Source organism: Hydrogenophaga borbori, from assembly GCF_003417535.1.
Classification (GTDB): domain Bacteria; phylum Pseudomonadota; class Gammaproteobacteria; order Burkholderiales; family Burkholderiaceae_C; genus Hydrogenophaga; species Hydrogenophaga borbori.
Window position 1 is genome coordinate 450,041 of record NZ_QVLS01000001.1, and the last position, 17,866, is coordinate 467,906.

The window sequence follows — 17,866 nt, forward strand, 5'->3', positions numbered from 1 at the left end:
CTAGATGTCTTCCAGCAGGGGGTAGGGCAGGGGCAGGAGCTGCAGCTTGGCCTCGCCCGCGCGCAGCGGTGCGCCGTCGGCGGAGCCCGTCTGCATGGACACGATGGCGTTCCAGCCACCTTGTGGGTTCGGCGCGGCCTGCACGACGGTGCCCGTGGGCTGTTCGGCGTCGCTGGCGTGGAAGACGTCCTGGCCCGACTGCAGCGGCGCGTCGGCCTGCACCAGGTAGGCGCGGCGCTTGAGCGTGCCGCGGAACTGGCTGCGCGCCACGACCTCCTGGCCCGGGTAGCAGCCCTTCTTGAAGTTCACGCCGCCAACGGATTCGTAGTTGAGCATTTGCGGCACGAAGGCCTCGACCACGGCTTGGCCGAGGGTGGCCACGCCGCTCATCACTTCCAGCCAGTCCCATTGGGCCTCGCTGAGCGCCGCGCCGGCTGGCGCGGTCCCGGCCGGCCCCACCCACAGGGCGCGCGGCGCGCCGGCGCCGGGGTACAGGCGGACCGCGCTGGTGTCGCCGTCGGCCAGATGGGTCCAGGGCGCGGCGCCGAGTCCGGCGGGCACGGCCTGGCCGGCCAGGCCGTGCAGCGCGAACCCGTCGCTGGCATCGCGCAGCTTCACTTTGGCGCGCAGCACGAACATCTGCAGGCGCTTGAGCGTGGGTGGCAGCAGGTCGCGGCGGCAGACCAGCAGGATGCGGTCGTGCGCGCGCTTGAAGGCGATGAAGCTGGCCAGCATGCGGCCCTTGGCGGTGCACAGGGCCGCCAGGCGGGCCTCGCTGACGCCGAGCAGGGCGAAATCCTGCGTGAGCTGGCTGTGGAGGAAGGCGGCGGCTTCGTCGCCCTCGGCGGCGATGACGCCGAGCGAGCCGAGCGGGGCCACGCCGTTCAGGGGGATGAGGGGGGAGGGCTGGGACATGCGCGCTGAATTATCATGGCCCGTCTGTCGCGCCGTCGCCGCCCGGCGCGTTCTCCCTGTCTCCAGCACGCCTTCATGCGCCTGTTCAAGTATTTGGTGGTTTACCCCCTGTTGCTCCTGGGCCTGGCCACCATGGCGGCCCACTGGTGGGTCCACCATCCCCTGAGCCTGCCGGCCACGGTCAGCGACAGTGCGCCGCTCGAGTTCGAGATCCCGGCGGGCAGTTCCGCGCGCGCGGCGGCCAACCGCATCGAAGCCGCCGGGGTAAACGCGTCGGCCGAGCTGCTGTACGCCTGGTTCCGCCTCTCGGGCGAGTCGCGCGACATCAAGGCCGGCGTGTACGAGATCGCTCCCGGCACCACGCCGCGCAGCCTGCTGGGCAAGCTGGTGCGCGGCGAGCAGGCCATGACCCATGCGCTGATCGTCGAGGGCTGGACCTCCAGCCAGGCCATCGATGCCCTGCGCCGTTCGCCCGATCTGCGCCAGGACCTGGAAGGCCTGAACCTGGCCCAGGTGATGGAGCGCATCGGCCGGCCCGGGGTGCACCCCGAGGGCCGCTTCTTCCCCGACACCTACCGCGTCGCCAAGCACACGCCGGTGTCCGCCGTGCTGCGCCAGGCCGCGCGCGCCATGGACGAGCGACTGGCCCAGGCCTGGGCCCAGCGCGATCCGAACGGGCCGCTGCAGTCGCCCGAGCAGGCGCTGATCCTGGCCAGCATCATCGAGAAGGAAACCGGCATGCCAGCCGATCGGGACCGCATCGCCGGCGTGTTCAGCAACCGGCTGCGCATCGGCATGCGCCTGCAGACCGATCCGAGCGTCATCTACGGCCTGGGCAATGCGTTCAACGGCAACCTGCGCCGCCAGCACCTGGACACCGATTCACCCTACAACACCTACACGCGCGCCGGCCTGCCGCCCACGCCCATCGCGCTGCCGGGAGAGGCCTCGCTGATGGCCGCGGTGCGGCCCGCGCGCACCAACGCCATGTACTTCGTCTCGCGCGGCGACGGCTCCAGCCAGTTCAGCGCCACGCTGGACGAGCACAACGCCGCCGTGCGGCGCTTCATCCTGCGCCGCTGATGTCCCACGCTTCCACCGGTCTTTTCATCAGCTTCGAGGGCATCGACGGTGCCGGCAAGTCCACGCACATCGACATGCTCGCCAAGGCCTTCGACGCCGCCGGCCGGCGCGTCGTGCTCACGCGCGAGCCGGGCGGCACACCCTTGGCCGAGAAGCTGCGCACCCTGGTGCTAAACGACGCCATGGACCCGCTGAGCGAGTCGCTGCTGATGTTCGCCGCGCGGCGCGACCACCTGCGCCAGGTCATCGAACCCGCCCTGGCGCGCGGCGAGGTGGTGCTGTGCGACCGTTTCACCGACGCCACCTTCGCCTACCAGGGCCATGGGCGCGGCTTCGACCTGGCCGTGTTGGGCCAGCTGGAACGCTGGGTGCAGGCGCGCGAGCAGGGCGGCCTGCGCCAGCCCGACCTCACCCTGTGGTTCGACCTGCCGGCCGCCGTGGCGGCCGAGCGCCTGGCCGGTGCCCGCCTGCCCGATCGCTTCGAGTCCCAGCCCCAGGCCTTCTTCGAGCGCGTCAGCGCGGGCTATGCCGCGCGCGCCCAGGCCGAGCCCGCGCGTTTCGTGCGCATCGACGCCAACCAGCCGCGCGAGCGTGTGGCGGCGATCGTGCGCGATGCCTTCCAGCGGCGCGGTTGGCTGCCCCCCGCATGAAGACCTCCACGCTCCATCGCTGCGCAGGTCGCTGCCCCCCGAGGGGGCTGATCCCGCCTGGGGCGGCCCTGCGCCGGACCGCATGAGCGATACCGCCCTGGCCCCCTGGCTGCAACGCCAGCTGCGCACCCTGCTGGGCTGGCGCGCCCACGCGGTGCTGCTGTCCGGGCCGTCCGGCCTGGGCCAGTACGAGCTGGGCCTGGCCCTGGCCCGCGCCTGGTTATGCGAGCGGCCCCAGCCGCACGGCGCCTGCGGACAGTGTCCGAGCTGCCACGCCATCGACGTGCGCACCCACGCCGACCTGTGCGCGCTGCTGCCCGAAACCCTGAGCCTGGAGCTGGGCTGGCCGCTGGACGAGTCCACCCAGCGCGAGCTCGACGACAAGAAACGCAAGCCCAGCAAAGCCATTCGCGTGGAGGCCGCGCGCCAGGCCGTGGCCTTCACCCAGACCACCAGTGCGCGCGGCGGCACCCAGGTGGTGCTGGTCTACCCGGCCGAGCGGCTCAACGTCGAGGCCGCCAACACCCTGCTCAAGACCCTGGAAGAGCCCAGCCCCAGCGTGCGCTTCGTGCTGGCCACCGAGGCCGCGCACCTGCTGCTGCCCACCATCCGCAGCCGCTGCCAGACGCACACCCTGCAATGGCCCGCCGAGGCGGAGGCCTTGCCCTGGCTGCAGGCCACCGGCGAGGTGACGCCGACCGCCGCCGAGGCGTGGTGGCGCGCGTCCGGTGGCCGGCCCGACGAGGCCTTGGCGCTGTCGCGGCGTGGTTTCACGCCCGAGCAATGGGCCGGCCTGCCGCAGGCCCTGGCGCGCGGCGACTGGAAGGTGCTGGGCGAGCAGACGCCCGCGGCCCAGCTCGACGTGCTGCAAAAGCTCTGCCACGACCTCATGGCGCGCGCGGCCGGCGCCGCGCCGCGCTTCTTCCCGGCCGAGCAACTGCCGCCGCCGCCGCCCTGGCGCGTGCTGGCGCGCTGGTCCGACGAACTCGCGCAGGCGGCCCGCAGCGTGGAGCACCCTTATCAGGCCGGCTTGCTGCAGGAGGCCTGGGCCGCGCGGGCGCGTCAGGCCCTGGCGACCGCTCGTCGCTGAGCGGCGACCGGCCATGGCGCCGCGCTGAAAACTGCACGACCGCCGCGCTCTGTTATCGACCTTTCGACCCGGCCCTTGCCCGTAAACTCCACCGCATGAGCACCAACCCAGCCACCGCCGGCGCCGCAGCGCGGCCCAGCGTGATCCAGCTCTCGATCAAGGAGAAGGCCGCGCTGTACGCCGCCTACATTCCCTTGTTCGCCGATGGCGGCATCTTCATTCCTTCGTCGCGCGAGTACCGGTTGGGCGATGACGTCTACGTCCTGCTGAGCCTGCCCGACGACCCGCAGCGCTACCCGGTGGCCGGCAAGGTGGCCTGGGTCACGCCGGCCAAGGCCCAGGGCGGGCGCACCCAAGGCGTGGGCATCCGCTTCCCGGCGGATGAAAAATCGAAGCAGCTCAAGCTCAAGATCGAGGAGGTGCTGGGCGCCAATGTGAACTCCGATCGTCAGACGCAGACGCTCTGAGCCGGGCCCGCTCCCCCAGCGCCTCGCCGCCACCGGCCGTGAGGCGCTGTGTTTTTGGGGGATCATTGGCAGATGTTCACCGACTCGCATTGCCACCTGAATTTCCCTGAGCTGCGCGAGCAGCTCCCCGCCATCCTGGACGCCATGGCGGCCGCCCAGGTCGGTCGCGCCCTGTGCATCTGCACCACGATGGAAGAGTTCGACGAGGTCCATGCCCTGGCGCGCGACCACGCCCACCTCTGGGCCACGGTGGGCGTGCACCCCGACAACGAAGGCGTGCGCGAACCCTCCCTGCAGGACCTGCTGGATGGCGCGGCGCGGCCCAAGGTGGTGGGCATCGGCGAGACCGGCCTGGACTACTACCGCCTGGGGCAGCGGACCCTGGCCGACATGGAGTGGCAGCGCGAGCGCTTTCGCGTGCACATCCGCGCCGCGCGCCAGACCGGGCTGCCGCTGGTGATCCACACCCGCAGCGCGTCAGACGACACGCTGGACATCCTGCGCGAGGAGGGCGGTTTTGGCCCTGGCGACGGGCGCGCCCCGGCCCGGGGCGTGTTCCACTGCTTCACGGAAACCGCCGAGGTCGCCCGCGCCGCGCTGGACCTGGATTTCTACATCTCCTTCTCGGGCATCCTGACCTTCCGCAACGCCGCCGACCTGCGCGAGACCGCGCGCCTGGTGCCGCTGGAGCGCCTGCTGATCGAAACCGACAGCCCCTACCTGGCCCCCGTGCCGCACCGCGGCAAGGTGAACACGCCGGCCCTGGTGCCGCACGTGGCGGCGCAGGTGGCTGAGCTCAAAGGCCTGCCCGTGGAGGCCGTGGCCGAGGCCACCGGCCGCAATTTCGAGCGCCTGTTCGACCGCGTCACGGCGCCCTGAATCCCAGAAATTACTTGAGAAAAATGAAAAAGCGCTTTGTTTTAAAAGGTCTAATGGCCTTGCTTGTTCTCAGTCCCGCTGCCTGGGCCAGTTCGTACGACGACTTCTTCACCGCGATCAAGCGCAACGACCCGGACACCCTGGCCAGCCTCGCTGCGCGCGGCTTCGACCTCAATACGCTGGACCCCAACGGCCAGCACCCGCTGTACCTGGCGCTGCGGGACGAGTCCGACCGCGCCGCGGCGTACCTGCTCAGCCGGCCCGAACTGAAGGTGGAGGTCCGCAACGCCAAGGACGAGTCGCCGCTGATGATGGCCGCGCTCAAGGGCAAGCTGGACCTGGCGCGCCGCCTCATCGAGCGCCAGGCCGAGGTGAACAAGCCCGGCTGGGCGCCCTTGCACTACGCCGCTACCCACCCCAGCGAGCGCGCCGTGCCCATGGTGCACCTGCTGCTGGAGCACCACGCCTACATCGACGCCCAGTCGCCCAATGGCAGCACGCCGTTGATGATGGCCGCGCTCTATGGCCACCCTCAGGTGGTGCGCTTGTTGCTGGATTCGGGCGCCGATCCCCTGTTGAAGAACGAGCAGGGCCTGAGCGCCATCGACTTCGCCCGTCGGGCGGGGCGGGGCGACACCGCCGAGGCCATCGCTGCGGCCATCCGCGCCAAACAGCCGACCGGTCGCTGGTAAAACCGCCGGCCAGTCAGGCTGGCGTCAGCCATAGGTGTATCCCACATGCCTATGGGGCGGCCATGCGCAGACAATGCGCAAGCTTTTTTTTGCATCCCGAGGAGACAGACGTCGTGAAACCAACGAGCCAGAAGGACTTCGTGTCCGGCCTCATGTTCACCGCCGTGGGCATTGCCTTCGCGGTGGGCGCCACCAACTTCGATATCGGCAGCGCGGCCCGCATGGGGCCGGGCTACTTCCCCCTGTTGCTGGGCATCGTGCTGGCCCTGCTGGGGCTTCTGGTGACCGTGCAGTCGTTTGGCCGTCCCAAGGGCGGCGACGACGGCGCGATCGGCTCCTTCGCCTGGCGGCCGCTGGTGTTCATCCTGCTGGCCAACCTGGTCTTCGGCGTGCTGCTGGTGGGCCTGCCCTCGATCGGCCTGCCGCCCTTCGGCCTGATCGTGGCGATCTACGCGCTGGTCATCGTCGCGGGTTACGCGCGCCCCAACCACAAGGTCAAGGAATCGATCGTGCTGGCCACCGTGCTTGCGGTGGGCAGCTACGGCGCTTTCGTCTACGCCCTCAATCTGCAGTTCCCGGTTCTGCCGTGGTTCCTGGGCCACTGATCACGGAGACAACAACACCATGGAACTGTTCGAACACCTCTCACTGGGCTTCAGCGTTGCCTTCACCGGGCAGAACCTGCTGTACGCCTTCGTCGGCTGCCTGCTGGGCACGCTCATCGGCGTGCTGCCGGGCCTGGGCCCGGTGGCCACCATCGCCATGCTGCTGCCCGTCACCTACGGCCTGGAGCCGGTGTCGGCGCTGATCATGCTGGCCGGCATCTACTACGGCGCGCAGTACGGCGGCTCCACCACCGCCATCCTGGTCAACCTGCCGGGTGAGTCATCCTCGGTGGTGACCGTGCTGGATGGCTACCAGATGGCGCGCAAGGGCAGGGCAGGGCCCGCCCTGGCGGCCGCCGGCATCGGCTCGTTCTTCGCCGGTTGCGTGGGCACCCTGGTGCTGGCGGGCTTCGCGCCGCCGCTCACCGAAATCGCCCTGAGCTTCGGCCCGGCCGAGTACTTCTCGCTCATGGTGCTGGGCCTGATCGGCGCGGTGGTGCTGGCCTCGGGCTCGCTGGTCAAGGCGCTGGCCATGATCGTGCTGGGCCTGCTGATCGGCCTGATCGGCACCGACATCAACTCCGGCGTGGCGCGCTTCTCGTTCGACGTGCCCGAGCTCACCGACGGTGTGAGCTTCGTGGTGATCGCGATGGGCATCTTCGGCTACGGCGAGATCATCTCCAACCTGTCGCAGGACGAATCCGAGCGCGAGGTCTTCGTCGGCAAGGTCAAGGGCATCATGCCCACGGCCGAGGACTTCAAGCGCATGTTCCCGGCCATGGTCCGGGGCACGGCCCTGGGTTCGGCGCTGGGCATCCTGCCGGGCGGCGGCGCGCTGCTGTCCTCCTTCGCGGCCTATACCATCGAGAAGAAGACCAAGCTCAAGCCCGGTGAAGTGCCTTTCGGCCAGGGCAACATCCGCGGCGTGGCCGCGCCCGAATCGGCCAACAACGCCGGCTCGCAGACCTCCTTCATCCCGCTGCTGACCCTGGGCATTCCGCCCAACGCCGTGATGGCGCTGATGGTGGGTGCCATGACCATCCACAACATCCAGCCTGGCCCGCAGGTGATGACCAGCAACCCGGACCTGTTCTGGGGCCTGATCGCTTCGATGTGGATCGGCAACGCCATGCTGATCATCCTGAACCTGCCCCTGATCGGCATGTGGATCAAGCTGCTGACCGTGCCCTACCGCTGGCTGTACCCGGCCATCGTGCTGTTCTGCGCCGTGGGTGTGTACTCGACCAACAACAACAGCTTCGACATCTGGATGGTCGCGCTGTTCGGCCTGATCGGCTACATCTTCATCAAGCTCGGTTGCGAGGCCGCGCCGCTGCTGCTGGGCCTGATCCTGGGCCCGATGATGGAGGAGTACCTGCGCCGCGCGCTGCTCATTTCCCGTGGCGACTGGGGCGTGTTCGTCACGCGGCCCATCTCCGCCTCGCTGCTGGTCGCCGCCTTGCTGCTGCTGGTGATCGTGCTGCTGCCGGCGGTGAAGAAGAAGAGGGAAGAGGCCTTCGTGGAGGAGTGATCCCCTCCCTCCCAGAAAAAACCCAGTCCGCGGACTGGGTTTTTTTATGGCGATGGGGGAGGGGCGGTCGCTCAATCAAGCCCTTTCGCCACGCCGCTGCCTGGCCATCGCGATATGCGTCTCGAGTTGGTGAATGACCGGGTTTTCATCGCTCTTGAGGAGGGACGACAGTCCCGCCGCCACGGTCAGATCCAGGCTTTTGGCAAACGGCGAGTACTGCAATGAGCCGCAAAGACTGTTCAGTTCGGACAGCTTTTTCTTGAGCGTCTCAGGTTGATGTCGGAAGTGAAAACTCAATCCATCGTCGACGATGGTCCGAATGATGAATAGCTTGGCTTCATAGAGGCGCCGTCCGGCCATTGCCTCAGGCGGCAGCTGATAGACATGGTCTCGCGCCATTTTGCTCACGCGATCGATGAAGTCCCTGTCGGCATTGCTCTGCTGCAGTCCCATCTGATCGACAGCAGCCGCCACGGCCGCATGCGCTTGCATGGCCTCCACCTGATAGCCGCGCAGAGGTGCGTGGCCCCTCAGTTGAATGTTGTCCACCGTGCCGCTGCCGTACTCTTTGCCCACCGTCTCCGAAAGAAGGTGGTTGGCCAATTGCCGTTGTTTGCGAATGGTTGCTTTGGCGCCCGCGCTGCCCAAGATCGCCAGAAATTTGGTGGTGGAAAAATGCTTCTGATAAATAACGGTCTGGCCTTCGCTATTCGTTTTTGCTCGCAGGTGATGAGAGCCGGCGAAATTTTGCTTCAGGCTGAATGTCTGCGCGATTTGGTTAAGCGGCGCCGTCGACGCAACGGATGTTTTGTTCCAGGACATGATGTATCGGTCCAATCGATGGCAAGGACTCAGGCCTTCAGGGCCAGCGTATCCAGGGGTTGAGCGCAGGTCAGCGGTGAGCCGTCCAGGTTCAAAGGCCGAGCCACGATGTCTCGCCAAGCCCGGGCCTGTGTGGTGACGCGATTGAGCAGCGCCGTCAGCCCATCAATCTGCATCGGATCGATCGGCCAAGACGCCAGCAATTCGTAGCGGTGCTCCGGGCCCATGCCGATCCGTGGCAGCTCAAAAGCCGAGGCACAGCGGACGAGCAAGTCGTTGAAGACGGCCCGGGTGTCGGCCTGGGTGATCTGGCCCAGCTTCGTGCGCAACACCAAGCGGCCACTCTCGGGGTCGTGCTCAACGTCCAGCAGGGATTCGTCTTCCAGTACGACGATCCAGGCGTCCCCATCCTCATTCTGTTCGCGGACCACGGCCCAGACCGTGGACAGCTCGGCGGCCCGCTGAAGACAGTCTTCGATGATGTCGGCGTCCATTCGGTGTCCTTTCCAAGGTTCGGCGGCCAACCCTGGGGCGGGTGAACCGTTGGGCGTTCTGTGATGAAGCCATGAGCGTGGTTCCGTCGTTAGATTCCACGATGTATATTATGTTAATAATAGCTGCGCAGGCCGCACAAGCCAGGTGGGGCTGACGAAACTACCGCGCCCGGCCCAACCGCAGCGCATTGGCAATCACCGAGGCCGAGCTCAGGCTCATGGCCAGCGCCGCGATCATGGGCGACAGCAGCCAGCCGGTGAAGGGGTACAGCAGGCCGGCGGCGATCGGGATGCCGATGGCGTTGTAGAGGAAGGCGAACATCAGGTTCTGCCGCATGTTGGTCACGGTCGCGTGCGACAGACCGGTGGCGATGGCAATGCCGCGCAGGTCGCCCTTCACCAGGGTGAGCTGGGCGCTGTTCATCGCCACGTCCGTGCCGGTGCCCATGGCCACGCCGACGTCGGCCCGCGCCAGGGCCGGCGCATCGTTGATGCCGTCGCCGGCCATGGCCACGATCCGTCCCTCGCGCTGCAGGCGCTCCACCAACGACAGTTTGTCCTGCGGCGTGACCTCGCCGTGCACCTCGGCGATGCCCAGCTTCTCGCCCACCGCGCGCGCCGTGGTCAGTCCGTCGCCCGTGGCCATGACGATGCGCAGCCCCGCGGCCTTCAGCGAGGCCAGGGCCTGCGGCGTGCTCGCCTTCACCGGATCGGACACGGCCAGCAGGCCCGCCGCGCGGCCGTCCACGCCCAGGTACATGACGCTGGCGCCCTGCGCGCGCAAGGGCTCGGCGTGCGGCAGCAGGTCGTCGACGGCCACGCCCTGCGCCTGCATCCAGGCCGTGTTGCCCAGCGCCAGCGCCCGCCCACCCACCCGCCCCGTCACACCGATGCCGGAGCCTGAGTCAAAGCGCTCCGGCGCGTCCAGCGCCAGGCCGCGCGCGCGGGCCGCCGAGACGATGGCGTCGGCCAGCGGGTGTTCGCTGCCCTGGTCCAGGCTGGCGGCCAGCTGCAGCACCTCGTCTGGCGTGTACCCCGGGGTCGGCACGGCCTGCTCGAAGGCCGGCCTCCCTTCGGTCAGCGTGCCGGTCTTGTCGATGATGAGGGTGTCGACCCTGCGCAGGTTCTCGATGGCCGCGGCGTCACGGAACAGCACGCCGCGCTTGGCGCCCTGCCCCGTGGCCACCATGATGGACATGGGTGTGGCCAGGCCCAGCGCACACGGGCAGGCGATGATGAGCACAGCCACGGCGTTGATGAAGCCATAGGTCCAGCGCGGCTCCGGACCGAAGACGCCCCAGGCCAGCAGGGTCAGCACGGCGATGGCGGCCACCGCAACCACGAAGCGGCCCGCCACGTGGTCGGCCAGGCTCTGCATCGGTGCTTTGGAGCGCTGGGCCTGGGCCACCATCTGCACGATCTGCGACAGCACGGTGGATGCGCCCACCTTCTCGGCGCGCATCACCAGCGCGCCGCTGGTATTGAGGGTGGCGCCGATCAGGGCCGCGCCCACGCCCTTGGTCACGGGCAGTGGCTCGCCAGTGAGCATGGACTCGTCCACGCCGCTGCGGCCTTCGACCACCACACCATCCACCGGCACCTTCTCGCCGGGACGCACGCGCAGCCGGTCGCCCACGTGCACGTGTTCGATGGGGATGTCCTCCTCCGACCCATCGGCCCGGATGCGGCGGGCGGTCTTGGGGCTGAGCCCCAGCAGCGACTTGATCGCTGCCGAGGTCTGCGAGCGGGCCTTGAGCTCCAGCACCTGGCCCAGCAGCGTCAGCGAGATGATGACCACCGCCGCTTCGTAGTACACGCCGACGCGGCCCATGGCCCGGAACGAATCCGGGAACAGCCCCGGCGCCACGGTGGCCACCAGGCTGTAGACGAAGGCCGCACCGGTGCCCAGGGAGATCAGGGTCCACATGTTGGGGCTGCGCTGGACGATGGACGACCAGCCCCGCCGGAAAAAGGGCGCGCCCGCCCACAGCACTACCGGCAGCGAGAGCACCAGTTCGACCCAGCTCTGCAGCGCCATATCCAGGCCCAGCCAGCGGTGGCCCAGCATGGCCAGCGCGGTGACGACCACCGTGAGCGGCAGGGTCCACCAGAAGCGGCGCTGGAAGTCGTCCAGCTCGGGGTTGCCCTCCTCCAGGCTGGGCATCAGCGGCTCCAGCGTCATGCCGCAGATGGGGCAGGTGCCGGGGTGGTCCTGGCGCACCTCGGGGTGCATGGGGCAGGTGTAGACGGTGCCGGCCGGCGCGGGCGCCTGCGGCGCCGCGGCCTGCCCATGCGCATGCCCGTGGTGGTCGTGGTTCATGGCCTCTCCTGGTCAATCCGTCTGACACAAACGTCATGGCGCGGACGCCCTCGCGTCATGCCCCGGGGCTTACCTTCCACCGCGCACCCCCGTGCCCTGGTCCGCCTCCGCGCACCGGGAATCTCCAAGGAGTCCCCATGAACGCTCGTTTCCTCGTGCTCGCCCTGTCCCTCAGCGCCGCTTCGGCCTTCGCGGGTGATGCCGCCCGGGCCACCGCCAAGGAAATGGTCCCGCTGAAGAACGGCGAAGTCCTCTACGTTTTCGAAGACGGCCGCATGGCCCGAGAAAACCAGTACGGGCGCGCCGTGTACCTGAAGGCGGGCGAAACCCTGCAGACGGCCGACGGCCGCACGATCACGGCCAACAGCAACGAGGTCGCTCGCCTGAACCACCTGCTGCAGAAGGGGCACACCAACTGAGGTCCAGCGCCGCATCGGCATCCCTCAGGCCTGCCGGGGAAAGCTCAGGGTGACGTGGATGCGGCCGTGCTCGCACTGCACATCCACTTCGCCCCGGTGGCTGGACATGATGGCCCGGGTGATGGGCAGGCCCAGCCCCACGCCCTCGCCTTCCAGCCGCTGGCGCCCCTGGCTCAGGCGGAAGAAGCGGTCGAACATCGCCCGCCGCTGATCGGCCGACAGCGGCTCGCCCGTGTTGCTCACCCGCAGCTGCGCCCAGCGCTCGGTGAGCACCATCCGCAGGTCAACCTGGTCCCCGGGCGGCGCGTGGCGCACGGCGTTGGACAGCAGGTTGCCGATCGCGCGGCGCACCATCAGCCGGTCGCCGCGCACCCTCGCCTCGCCGCTCAGGCTGAAGCGCACGCCCTTCTCGTCGGCCACGGCCTCGTAGAAATCGATCAGCGAACGCGCTTCGGCGCACAGGTCCACGTCTTCCACGCTCGGCAGGCTGGCCACGTTCTCCGTCTTGGCCAGGTAGAGCATGTCGGACACGGTCTTGGCCAGCCGCTGCAGCTCTTCCGAAATGACTTCCAGGCTGGCGCGGTACTCGTCGCCGCCGCGCGGCACCGCCAGCGTCACCTGGGCATTGGTCAGCAGGTTGCTCAGCGGTGTCCTCAACTCGTGCGCCAGGTCGGTGGAGAAGGCGCTCAGGCGATCGAAGTCGCGCTGCAGGCGGTCGAGCATGTCGTTGATGGAGCCGGCCAGGCCGCGCATCTCGATCGGCAGGCTGGCCACCGGCATGCGCTCGGTGAAATCCTGGGCGTTCACGCGCTCGGCCCGGTGCTTCATGGCCAGCAGGGGCTTGAGGCCGCGCCGCACGGCCACCGCACCCAGCAGCGTGCCCGCTGCGATGGCCAGCAGGATGCAGATCAGCAGCTTGCGCTGCAGCAGCGCCAGGAAGTGGCGGTGGTGGTGGGTGTCGACGGCGGCGAAGACCTGGAGGTCGGTGTCCCTGCTCCAGCTCAGCGGCAGGGTGAAGAACTCGCCGTAGTAGCTCATGTCGCCGTCCGACCAGGACAGGCCCTCGCTCGCGTCGCGCAAGGCCGCGGGCGGCTCGACGTCGCCGAGGCGAACCATCTCGTTGTCGGCCGCGACGATCCGCAGCAGCAGGCCTTCGTGCCCACGCAGGGCGGCGTTGAGGCGGGCCGCCAGGTCGGGCAGGTCCGCGCTGCGCTCGGCGATGCCCCGGATCAGGGTCAGCTTGTCGCGCAGCAGCGCCTGGTCCAGCTCGACGAAGTGCGCCGCCGTTTCGCGGTGGACCACATAGCCCAATCCCGAGAACACCGCGCCGACCACCAGCGCGAACAGCGCCGTCAGGCGAAACGTGAGCGACACCGCCGACGCCTCAGGCCGCTTCATGGGGGTCTTCGAGCACGTAGCCCATGCCGCGCACGGTCCGCAGCAGCTTCAGGTCGAAGCCGTCGTCGATCTTGGCGCGCAGGCGGCGCACGGCCACGTCGATCACGTTGCTGTCGCTGTCGAAGTTGATGTCCCAGACCATGGAGGCGATGAGCGTGCGCGGCAGCACCTCGCCGTGCCGGCGCATGAACAGCTCCAGCAGGCCGAATTCCTTGGCGGTGAGGTCCACGCGCTGGCCCTTGCGCGTGACGCGCCGGCGCACCAGGTCGAGGTGGAGGTCGGCCACCTGCAGCGAGGTGGCGTCCTGCACCGCCGCGCCGCGCCGCAGGATGGACTTCACGCGCGCCAGCAGCTCGGAGAACGAGAACGGCTTGACGAGGTAGTCGTCCGCGCCGAGCTCGAGGCCCTTGACCCGGTCTTCCACGCTGTCGCGTGCCGTGAGGAAGAGCACCGGCACGCGCGGGTTCTTGCGGCGCAGCGATTGCAGCAGCGACCAGCCATCGATGCCGGGCAGCATCACATCCAGGATGAGCAGGTCGTAGCCGCCTTCGGTGGCTTCGTGCAGGCCGTCGACGCCGTTGCGCGCGAGTTCGACGAAGTAGCCCGCCTCGCGCAGGCCCTGGCGCAGGTATTCGCCCGTGTGGGCCTCGTCTTCAACGATCAGAATCTTCATGGTCGACAGGGTTGAAACGAGTGTGCCATGCGGGTCGCGAAATTCCCCAACATGACAAATCTGTAATGGGGTCGACAGACCGCTGTTCCCGCCCGGGCCAAAGAATCCACCCGCCGATCCCATCCATCAAAGGAGTCGTTGAGTGAAGCATCCATTCAGCCAGCGCGGGCCCAGGGCTCTGGTGTCCGTGGTGGTCCTGGCCACGGCGGCCGTGGCCAGCGCCCAGCCGGCGGTCGAGCAGTCTTCGGACTGGAAGGCGGCCAACGAGGCCGTCGGGCAATTCCAGCGCGGGCACGCGGACCTGCTCAAGTGGGAGGCGACCCATGGGGCGACAGACGCCCCGGACCCCGCCGCCGCTGGCTTCCCCGTGCCCTCCCTGGAAGCGGCCACGCGCCTGGCCTGGCGACCGCACCTGGAACTGCAGAAGCTGCTGCCCCGGCTGGGCGAGGACAACGTGGCGCGCATCGCCCAGGGCCGCTGGCACGAGGTGGACGCGCGCCACCAGCGCCGCATCGACGGCGTGGGCGAGGTCTTCGAGGTGGCCGCCGAGGCGCGCCGCGCCTGGCTGCGCGCGGTGGCGGACCGGCAGGCCGCGCGACTGCAGCGCGCCTCGCTGGAGGCGGCAGAGGCCGCCGCCGAGCTGGGCCGGCGCATGGTGAAGGTGGGCAATTGGAGCGCCTACCAGCAAAGCCGCGTCGAGCTGGGCCTGGCCACCGAACGGCGCGCGCTGCAGCAGGCCGCCGTGGCCGCGCGGCAGTCGGAGCGCGCCTTGCTCCACACCCTCCAGCTCAACGGCGTGCACGAACGCCTGGCGCTGCCCGACACCCTGCCGGACCTGCCCCGACAAACGCCGTCCCCCGCTGAACTGAGCGCCCGACTGGCCGACCTCAGAGCCCAGTTGCCCCGCGTGGAGCAGTGGAAGGCCGAGGCCAACTTCGGGCAGGCGCTCGCCTCGCGCGACGCCACCCTGGCCGTGGCGCGCGGACTGCGCGACGACGTCATGGCCCAGCGCCAGCTGATCGTGGACGAAAGCGTGCTGCAGTACAACGGCATGCTCAAAAGCGTGTGGGAGCTGCTCACCGAGGTGCAGGCCCATGCGCAATCGCAGCGCGAGACCATCGCCGCCGTACGCGACTACTGGCTCGCCGACACCGACCTGATGTGGGTGCTGCAGGGCGGCGAACCCACGGCCTTCGTCGTGCCCGGTGGCGCCGCCGCCGGCGATGCCTCCGCGGCCGGTCATTGACCCCCCCTTGAAGCGCAACATGAACAACCGTCGTCAATTCTTCGCCGGCGCCGCCGCCACCATGGCCGGCCTGGGCGTTGCCCGCTCGGCGCTCGCCGCGTTGCCCGAGCCCATCATCCAGACCTCCGTCGACACCGCACCGCCGCTGGTGCCCAACACCGGCCGCCCCTACAACCCCGTGGTCACGCTCAACGGCTGGAGCCTGCCCTGGCGCATGAACAACGGCGTCAAGGAGTTCCACCTGGTCGCCGAGCCCGTGGTGCGCGAGATGTCGCCCGGCTTCAAGGTCAACATGTGGGGCTACAACGGCCAGAGCCCGGGGCCGACCATCGAAGTCGTCGAGGGCGACCGCGTGCGCATTTTCGTCACCAACAAGCTGCCCGAGCACACCACCATCCACTGGCACGGCCAGCGCCTGCCCAATGGCATGGATGGTGTGGGTGGCCTCACGCAGCCCCACATTCCGGCGGGCAAGACCTTCGTCTACGAGTTCGAGGCCCGCCGGCCCGGCACCTTCATGTACCACCCGCACGCCGACGAGATGGTGCAGATGGCCATGGGCATGATGGGCTTCTGGGTCACTCACCCCAAGGCCAGGCACCCGCACATCAGCGAGGTCGACCGCGACTTCTGCTTCCTGCTCAACGCCTTCGACGTCGAGCCCGGCAGCCGAACGCCCAAGGTCAACACCATGACCGACTTCAACATCTGGGGCTGGAACAGCCGCATCTTCCCGGGCATCGACACGCTCAACGTGCGCTTGAACGACCGCGTGCGCATCCGCGTGGGCAACCTCACCATGACCAACCACCCCATCCACCTGCACGGCCATGAGTTCCAGGTGACCGGCACCGACGGCGGCCCCACCCCGACCGCCACCCGCTGGTACGAGGTGACCACCGACGTGGCCGTGGGCCAGATGCGCCAGATCGAGCTGATCGCCGACGAGGAAGGCGATTGGGCCTTCCACTGCCACAAGAGCCACCACACCATGAACGCCATGGGCCACGCGGTGCCCACCATGATCGGCGTGGACCACCGCGGCCTGGTGAACAAGCTGCAGCGCGTGGTGCCCGACTACATGGTGATGGGCGAGCGCGGCATGGCCGACATGGGCGAGATGCAGATGCCCCTCCCGGACAACACCGCGCCCATGATGACCGGCACCGGTCAGTTCGGCCCCATCGAGATGGGCGGCATGTTCAGCGTGTTCAAGGTCCGCAAGGACCAGAAGCCCGGCGACTACAAGGACCCCGGTCCCTACCCGTTTCCGCAGGGCACCGTCGCTCATGAATGGACCGGCGCCACGCCCGCGGCCCCGCGCGCGGCCACGCCCCCGGGTCAGGCCGACGCCACGGTGGTGAAGCCGGGGCACGGCCAGCACCACTGAGCCCTTGGGCGGATCTGCCCTCTTGTCCCCTGTTTGCCGTTCAACACCACTGGAGCCTTTCATGACGTTTCGCACCGCGGCCCTGCTGCTTTCCCTGGCCTCGACCACCGGCCTGGCGTTTGCCCATGGCAACGAAGACCACAAGCCCGCCGGGCCGGTCAGGATGGAGCAGAAGCCCTGGGGCATCGCCGGCGAGGCCAAGGCCGTGACCCGCACCATCGAGATCGGCATGACCGATGCCATGCGCTTCACGCCCGACAGGCTCGAGGTGCGCCAAGGGGAGACCATCCGTTTCGTGCACAACAACGCCGGCAAGGTGATGCACGAGTTCGTGCTGGGCACCAAGAAGGACCTCGACGAGCACGCGGCCCTGATGAAGAAGTTCCCCGGCATGGAGCACGACGAGCCCTACATGTCGCACGTGGCCCCCGGCCAGCGCGGCGAGATCGTCTGGCGGTTCAACCGCGCCGGCGAATTCGACTTCGCCTGCCTGCTGCCCGGCCACTACGAGGCCGGCATGGTCGGCAAGATCAAGGTCGTGGCCCAGTGAGCCGGCGGCTGTCCGATTCCCCTTTCAGGAGCACCCCCATGAAGAAGATCGTCCCTGCCCTCGCGTCGGGCGCCCTCGCCGCCCTGCTCTCGCTCGCCCCGCCCGCGTTCGCGCAGGGCATGGACCACGGCAGGATGGGCTCGGGCGCCACGATGGGCATGCAGCAGAACCACCCGCTGGTGGAGGGCGAGGTTCGCCGCGTCGACAAGGAGAACGGCAAGATCACCCTGCGCCACGGCGAGATCAAGAACATGGACATGCCGCCCATGACCATGGTCTTCGTCGTGCGCGACAAGGCCATGCTGGACGGCATCGCCGTGGGCGACAAGGTGCAGTTCACCGCCGTGCAGGACAAGGGCCAGATGGTGGTCGAGTCCATCAAGCCACTCAAGCCTTGAAGCCGCGCCGAGGCCCGTCGCCACCACGGGCCTCGGCGGCCACCGCTCAGGCCGGGGCGTAGCCGGCGTCGGCCAGGGCCTCGGCCAGCACCGCGCGGTCCTCATGGCTCTTGACCACGACCCTGCGCTGCGCCATGTCGACCTCGACGGCGCAGGCGGGGTCGGCTTGTTTCAGCGCCCGGTTGACGCGGGCCGCGCAGTGGCCGCAGGTCATGGAGGGCAGTTGGAATTCGTGCACGACAAT

The 17,866-nt window shown here is 68.8% G+C and carries 20 protein-coding genes; 13 read left to right on the plus strand and 7 right to left on the minus strand.

Annotated features, from left to right (window positions below):
• The gene (gene ygfZ / locus DY262_RS02135; RefSeq protein WP_116957324.1) at positions 1 to 915 is read right to left on the minus strand and encodes a CAF17-like 4Fe-4S cluster assembly/insertion protein YgfZ; all 915 of its coding nucleotides are present in this window, start codon (positions 913 to 915) and stop codon (positions 1 to 3) included.
• 75 nt (positions 916 to 990) lie between these two features.
• Between ygfZ and mltG the strand changes: the two genes are divergently transcribed.
• From mltG to DY262_RS02175, 8 genes are all read left to right on the plus strand, one after another.
• Positions 991 to 1,998, plus strand: a complete 1,008-nt coding sequence (gene mltG, locus DY262_RS02140; RefSeq protein ID WP_181936383.1) for an endolytic transglycosylase MltG — start codon at positions 991 to 993, stop codon at positions 1,996 to 1,998.
• Positions 1,998 to 2,648: a dTMP kinase gene (gene tmk, locus DY262_RS02145; protein WP_116957325.1), complete on the plus strand. Its 651-nt coding sequence runs from the start codon at positions 1,998 to 2,000 to the stop codon at positions 2,646 to 2,648. The genes mltG and tmk overlap by 1 nt, the downstream gene beginning before the upstream one ends.
• Positions 2,649 to 2,730: 82 nt before the next feature.
• Positions 2,731 to 3,738, plus strand: a complete 1,008-nt coding sequence (locus tag DY262_RS02150) for a DNA polymerase III subunit delta' (protein ID WP_116957326.1) — start codon at positions 2,731 to 2,733, stop codon at positions 3,736 to 3,738.
• A 95-nt stretch (positions 3,739 to 3,833) separates the two neighbouring features.
• Positions 3,834 to 4,205, plus strand: coding sequence for a PilZ domain-containing protein (locus tag DY262_RS02155; protein WP_070398411.1), 372 nt, complete (start codon positions 3,834 to 3,836; stop codon positions 4,203 to 4,205).
• Between the two features lie 72 nt (positions 4,206 to 4,277).
• A complete protein-coding gene (locus DY262_RS02160) occupies positions 4,278 to 5,084 on the plus strand; it encodes a TatD family hydrolase (RefSeq protein WP_116957327.1) in 807 nt (268 codons plus the stop codon).
• A 53-nt stretch (positions 5,085 to 5,137) separates the two neighbouring features.
• The gene (locus tag DY262_RS02165) at positions 5,138 to 5,776 is read left to right on the plus strand and encodes an ankyrin repeat domain-containing protein (RefSeq protein WP_245980766.1); all 639 of its coding nucleotides are present in this window, start codon (positions 5,138 to 5,140) and stop codon (positions 5,774 to 5,776) included.
• A 113-nt stretch (positions 5,777 to 5,889) separates the two neighbouring features.
• Positions 5,890 to 6,381: a tripartite tricarboxylate transporter TctB family protein gene (locus tag DY262_RS02170; protein WP_116957329.1), complete on the plus strand. Its 492-nt coding sequence runs from the start codon at positions 5,890 to 5,892 to the stop codon at positions 6,379 to 6,381.
• A 19-nt stretch (positions 6,382 to 6,400) separates the two neighbouring features.
• Entirely contained in the window at positions 6,401 to 7,912 is a 1,512-nt protein-coding gene (locus DY262_RS02175; protein WP_070398415.1) for a tripartite tricarboxylate transporter permease, read from the plus strand.
• A 75-nt stretch (positions 7,913 to 7,987) separates the two neighbouring features.
• On the opposite strand, the gene DY262_RS02180 is transcribed toward DY262_RS02175, so the two are convergent.
• From DY262_RS02180 to DY262_RS02190, 3 genes are all read right to left on the minus strand, one after another.
• Positions 7,988 to 8,734 (minus strand): hypothetical protein, encoded by a 747-nt coding sequence (locus tag DY262_RS02180; RefSeq protein ID WP_147326156.1) that lies wholly within the window; start codon positions 8,732 to 8,734, stop codon positions 7,988 to 7,990.
• A 29-nt stretch (positions 8,735 to 8,763) separates the two neighbouring features.
• The gene (locus tag DY262_RS02185) at positions 8,764 to 9,228 is read right to left on the minus strand and encodes a type III secretion system chaperone (RefSeq protein WP_116957331.1); all 465 of its coding nucleotides are present in this window, start codon (positions 9,226 to 9,228) and stop codon (positions 8,764 to 8,766) included.
• A gap of 160 nt (positions 9,229 to 9,388) precedes the next feature.
• Positions 9,389 to 11,548 carry a copper-transporting P-type ATPase gene (locus DY262_RS02190; protein ID WP_116957332.1) on the minus strand — a complete coding sequence of 720 codons (2,160 nt, stop codon included), beginning with the start codon at positions 11,546 to 11,548 and terminating at the stop codon, positions 9,389 to 9,391.
• Positions 11,549 to 11,685: 137 nt separating this feature from the next.
• Here DY262_RS02190 and DY262_RS02195 point away from each other — a divergent pair, with 137 nt between their 5' ends.
• Entirely contained in the window at positions 11,686 to 11,967 is a 282-nt protein-coding gene (locus DY262_RS02195) for a CopK family periplasmic copper-binding protein (protein WP_116957333.1), read from the plus strand.
• 24 nt (positions 11,968 to 11,991) lie between these two features.
• Here the strand turns inward: DY262_RS02195 and DY262_RS02200 are convergent, their stop codons facing one another.
• Both DY262_RS02200 and DY262_RS02205 read right to left on the minus strand, forming a co-directional pair.
• Positions 11,992 to 13,365 carry a heavy metal sensor histidine kinase gene (locus DY262_RS02200; RefSeq protein ID WP_116957334.1) on the minus strand — a complete coding sequence of 458 codons (1,374 nt, stop codon included), beginning with the start codon at positions 13,363 to 13,365 and terminating at the stop codon, positions 11,992 to 11,994.
• Positions 13,352 to 14,038, minus strand: coding sequence for a heavy metal response regulator transcription factor (locus tag DY262_RS02205; RefSeq protein ID WP_116957335.1), 687 nt, complete (start codon positions 14,036 to 14,038; stop codon positions 13,352 to 13,354). The genes DY262_RS02200 and DY262_RS02205 overlap by 14 nt, the downstream gene beginning before the upstream one ends.
• 142 nt (positions 14,039 to 14,180) lie before the next feature.
• Between DY262_RS02205 and DY262_RS02210 the strand changes: the two genes are divergently transcribed.
• From DY262_RS02210 to DY262_RS02225, 4 genes are all read left to right on the plus strand, one after another.
• Positions 14,181 to 15,284 (plus strand): TolC family protein, encoded by a 1,104-nt coding sequence (locus DY262_RS02210; RefSeq protein ID WP_147326157.1) that lies wholly within the window; start codon positions 14,181 to 14,183, stop codon positions 15,282 to 15,284.
• Between the two features lie 19 nt (positions 15,285 to 15,303).
• Positions 15,304 to 16,674 (plus strand): multicopper oxidase family protein, encoded by a 1,371-nt coding sequence (locus DY262_RS02215; protein WP_116957543.1) that lies wholly within the window; start codon positions 15,304 to 15,306, stop codon positions 16,672 to 16,674.
• Positions 16,675 to 16,735: 61 nt separating this feature from the next.
• Complete coding sequence (locus DY262_RS02220; protein ID WP_116957337.1) at positions 16,736 to 17,224, plus strand: cupredoxin domain-containing protein; 489 nt, start codon at positions 16,736 to 16,738, stop codon at positions 17,222 to 17,224.
• Positions 17,225 to 17,262: 38 nt separating this feature from the next.
• Positions 17,263 to 17,622 carry a copper-binding protein gene (locus DY262_RS02225; protein WP_116957338.1) on the plus strand — a complete coding sequence of 120 codons (360 nt, stop codon included), beginning with the start codon at positions 17,263 to 17,265 and terminating at the stop codon, positions 17,620 to 17,622.
• Positions 17,623 to 17,668: 46 nt separating this feature from the next.
• Here the strand turns inward: DY262_RS02225 and DY262_RS02230 are convergent, their stop codons facing one another.
• The gene (locus DY262_RS02230; protein ID WP_116957339.1) at positions 17,669 to 17,860 is read right to left on the minus strand and encodes a heavy-metal-associated domain-containing protein; all 192 of its coding nucleotides are present in this window, start codon (positions 17,858 to 17,860) and stop codon (positions 17,669 to 17,671) included.
• Positions 17,861 to 17,866: the final 6 nt, after the last annotated feature.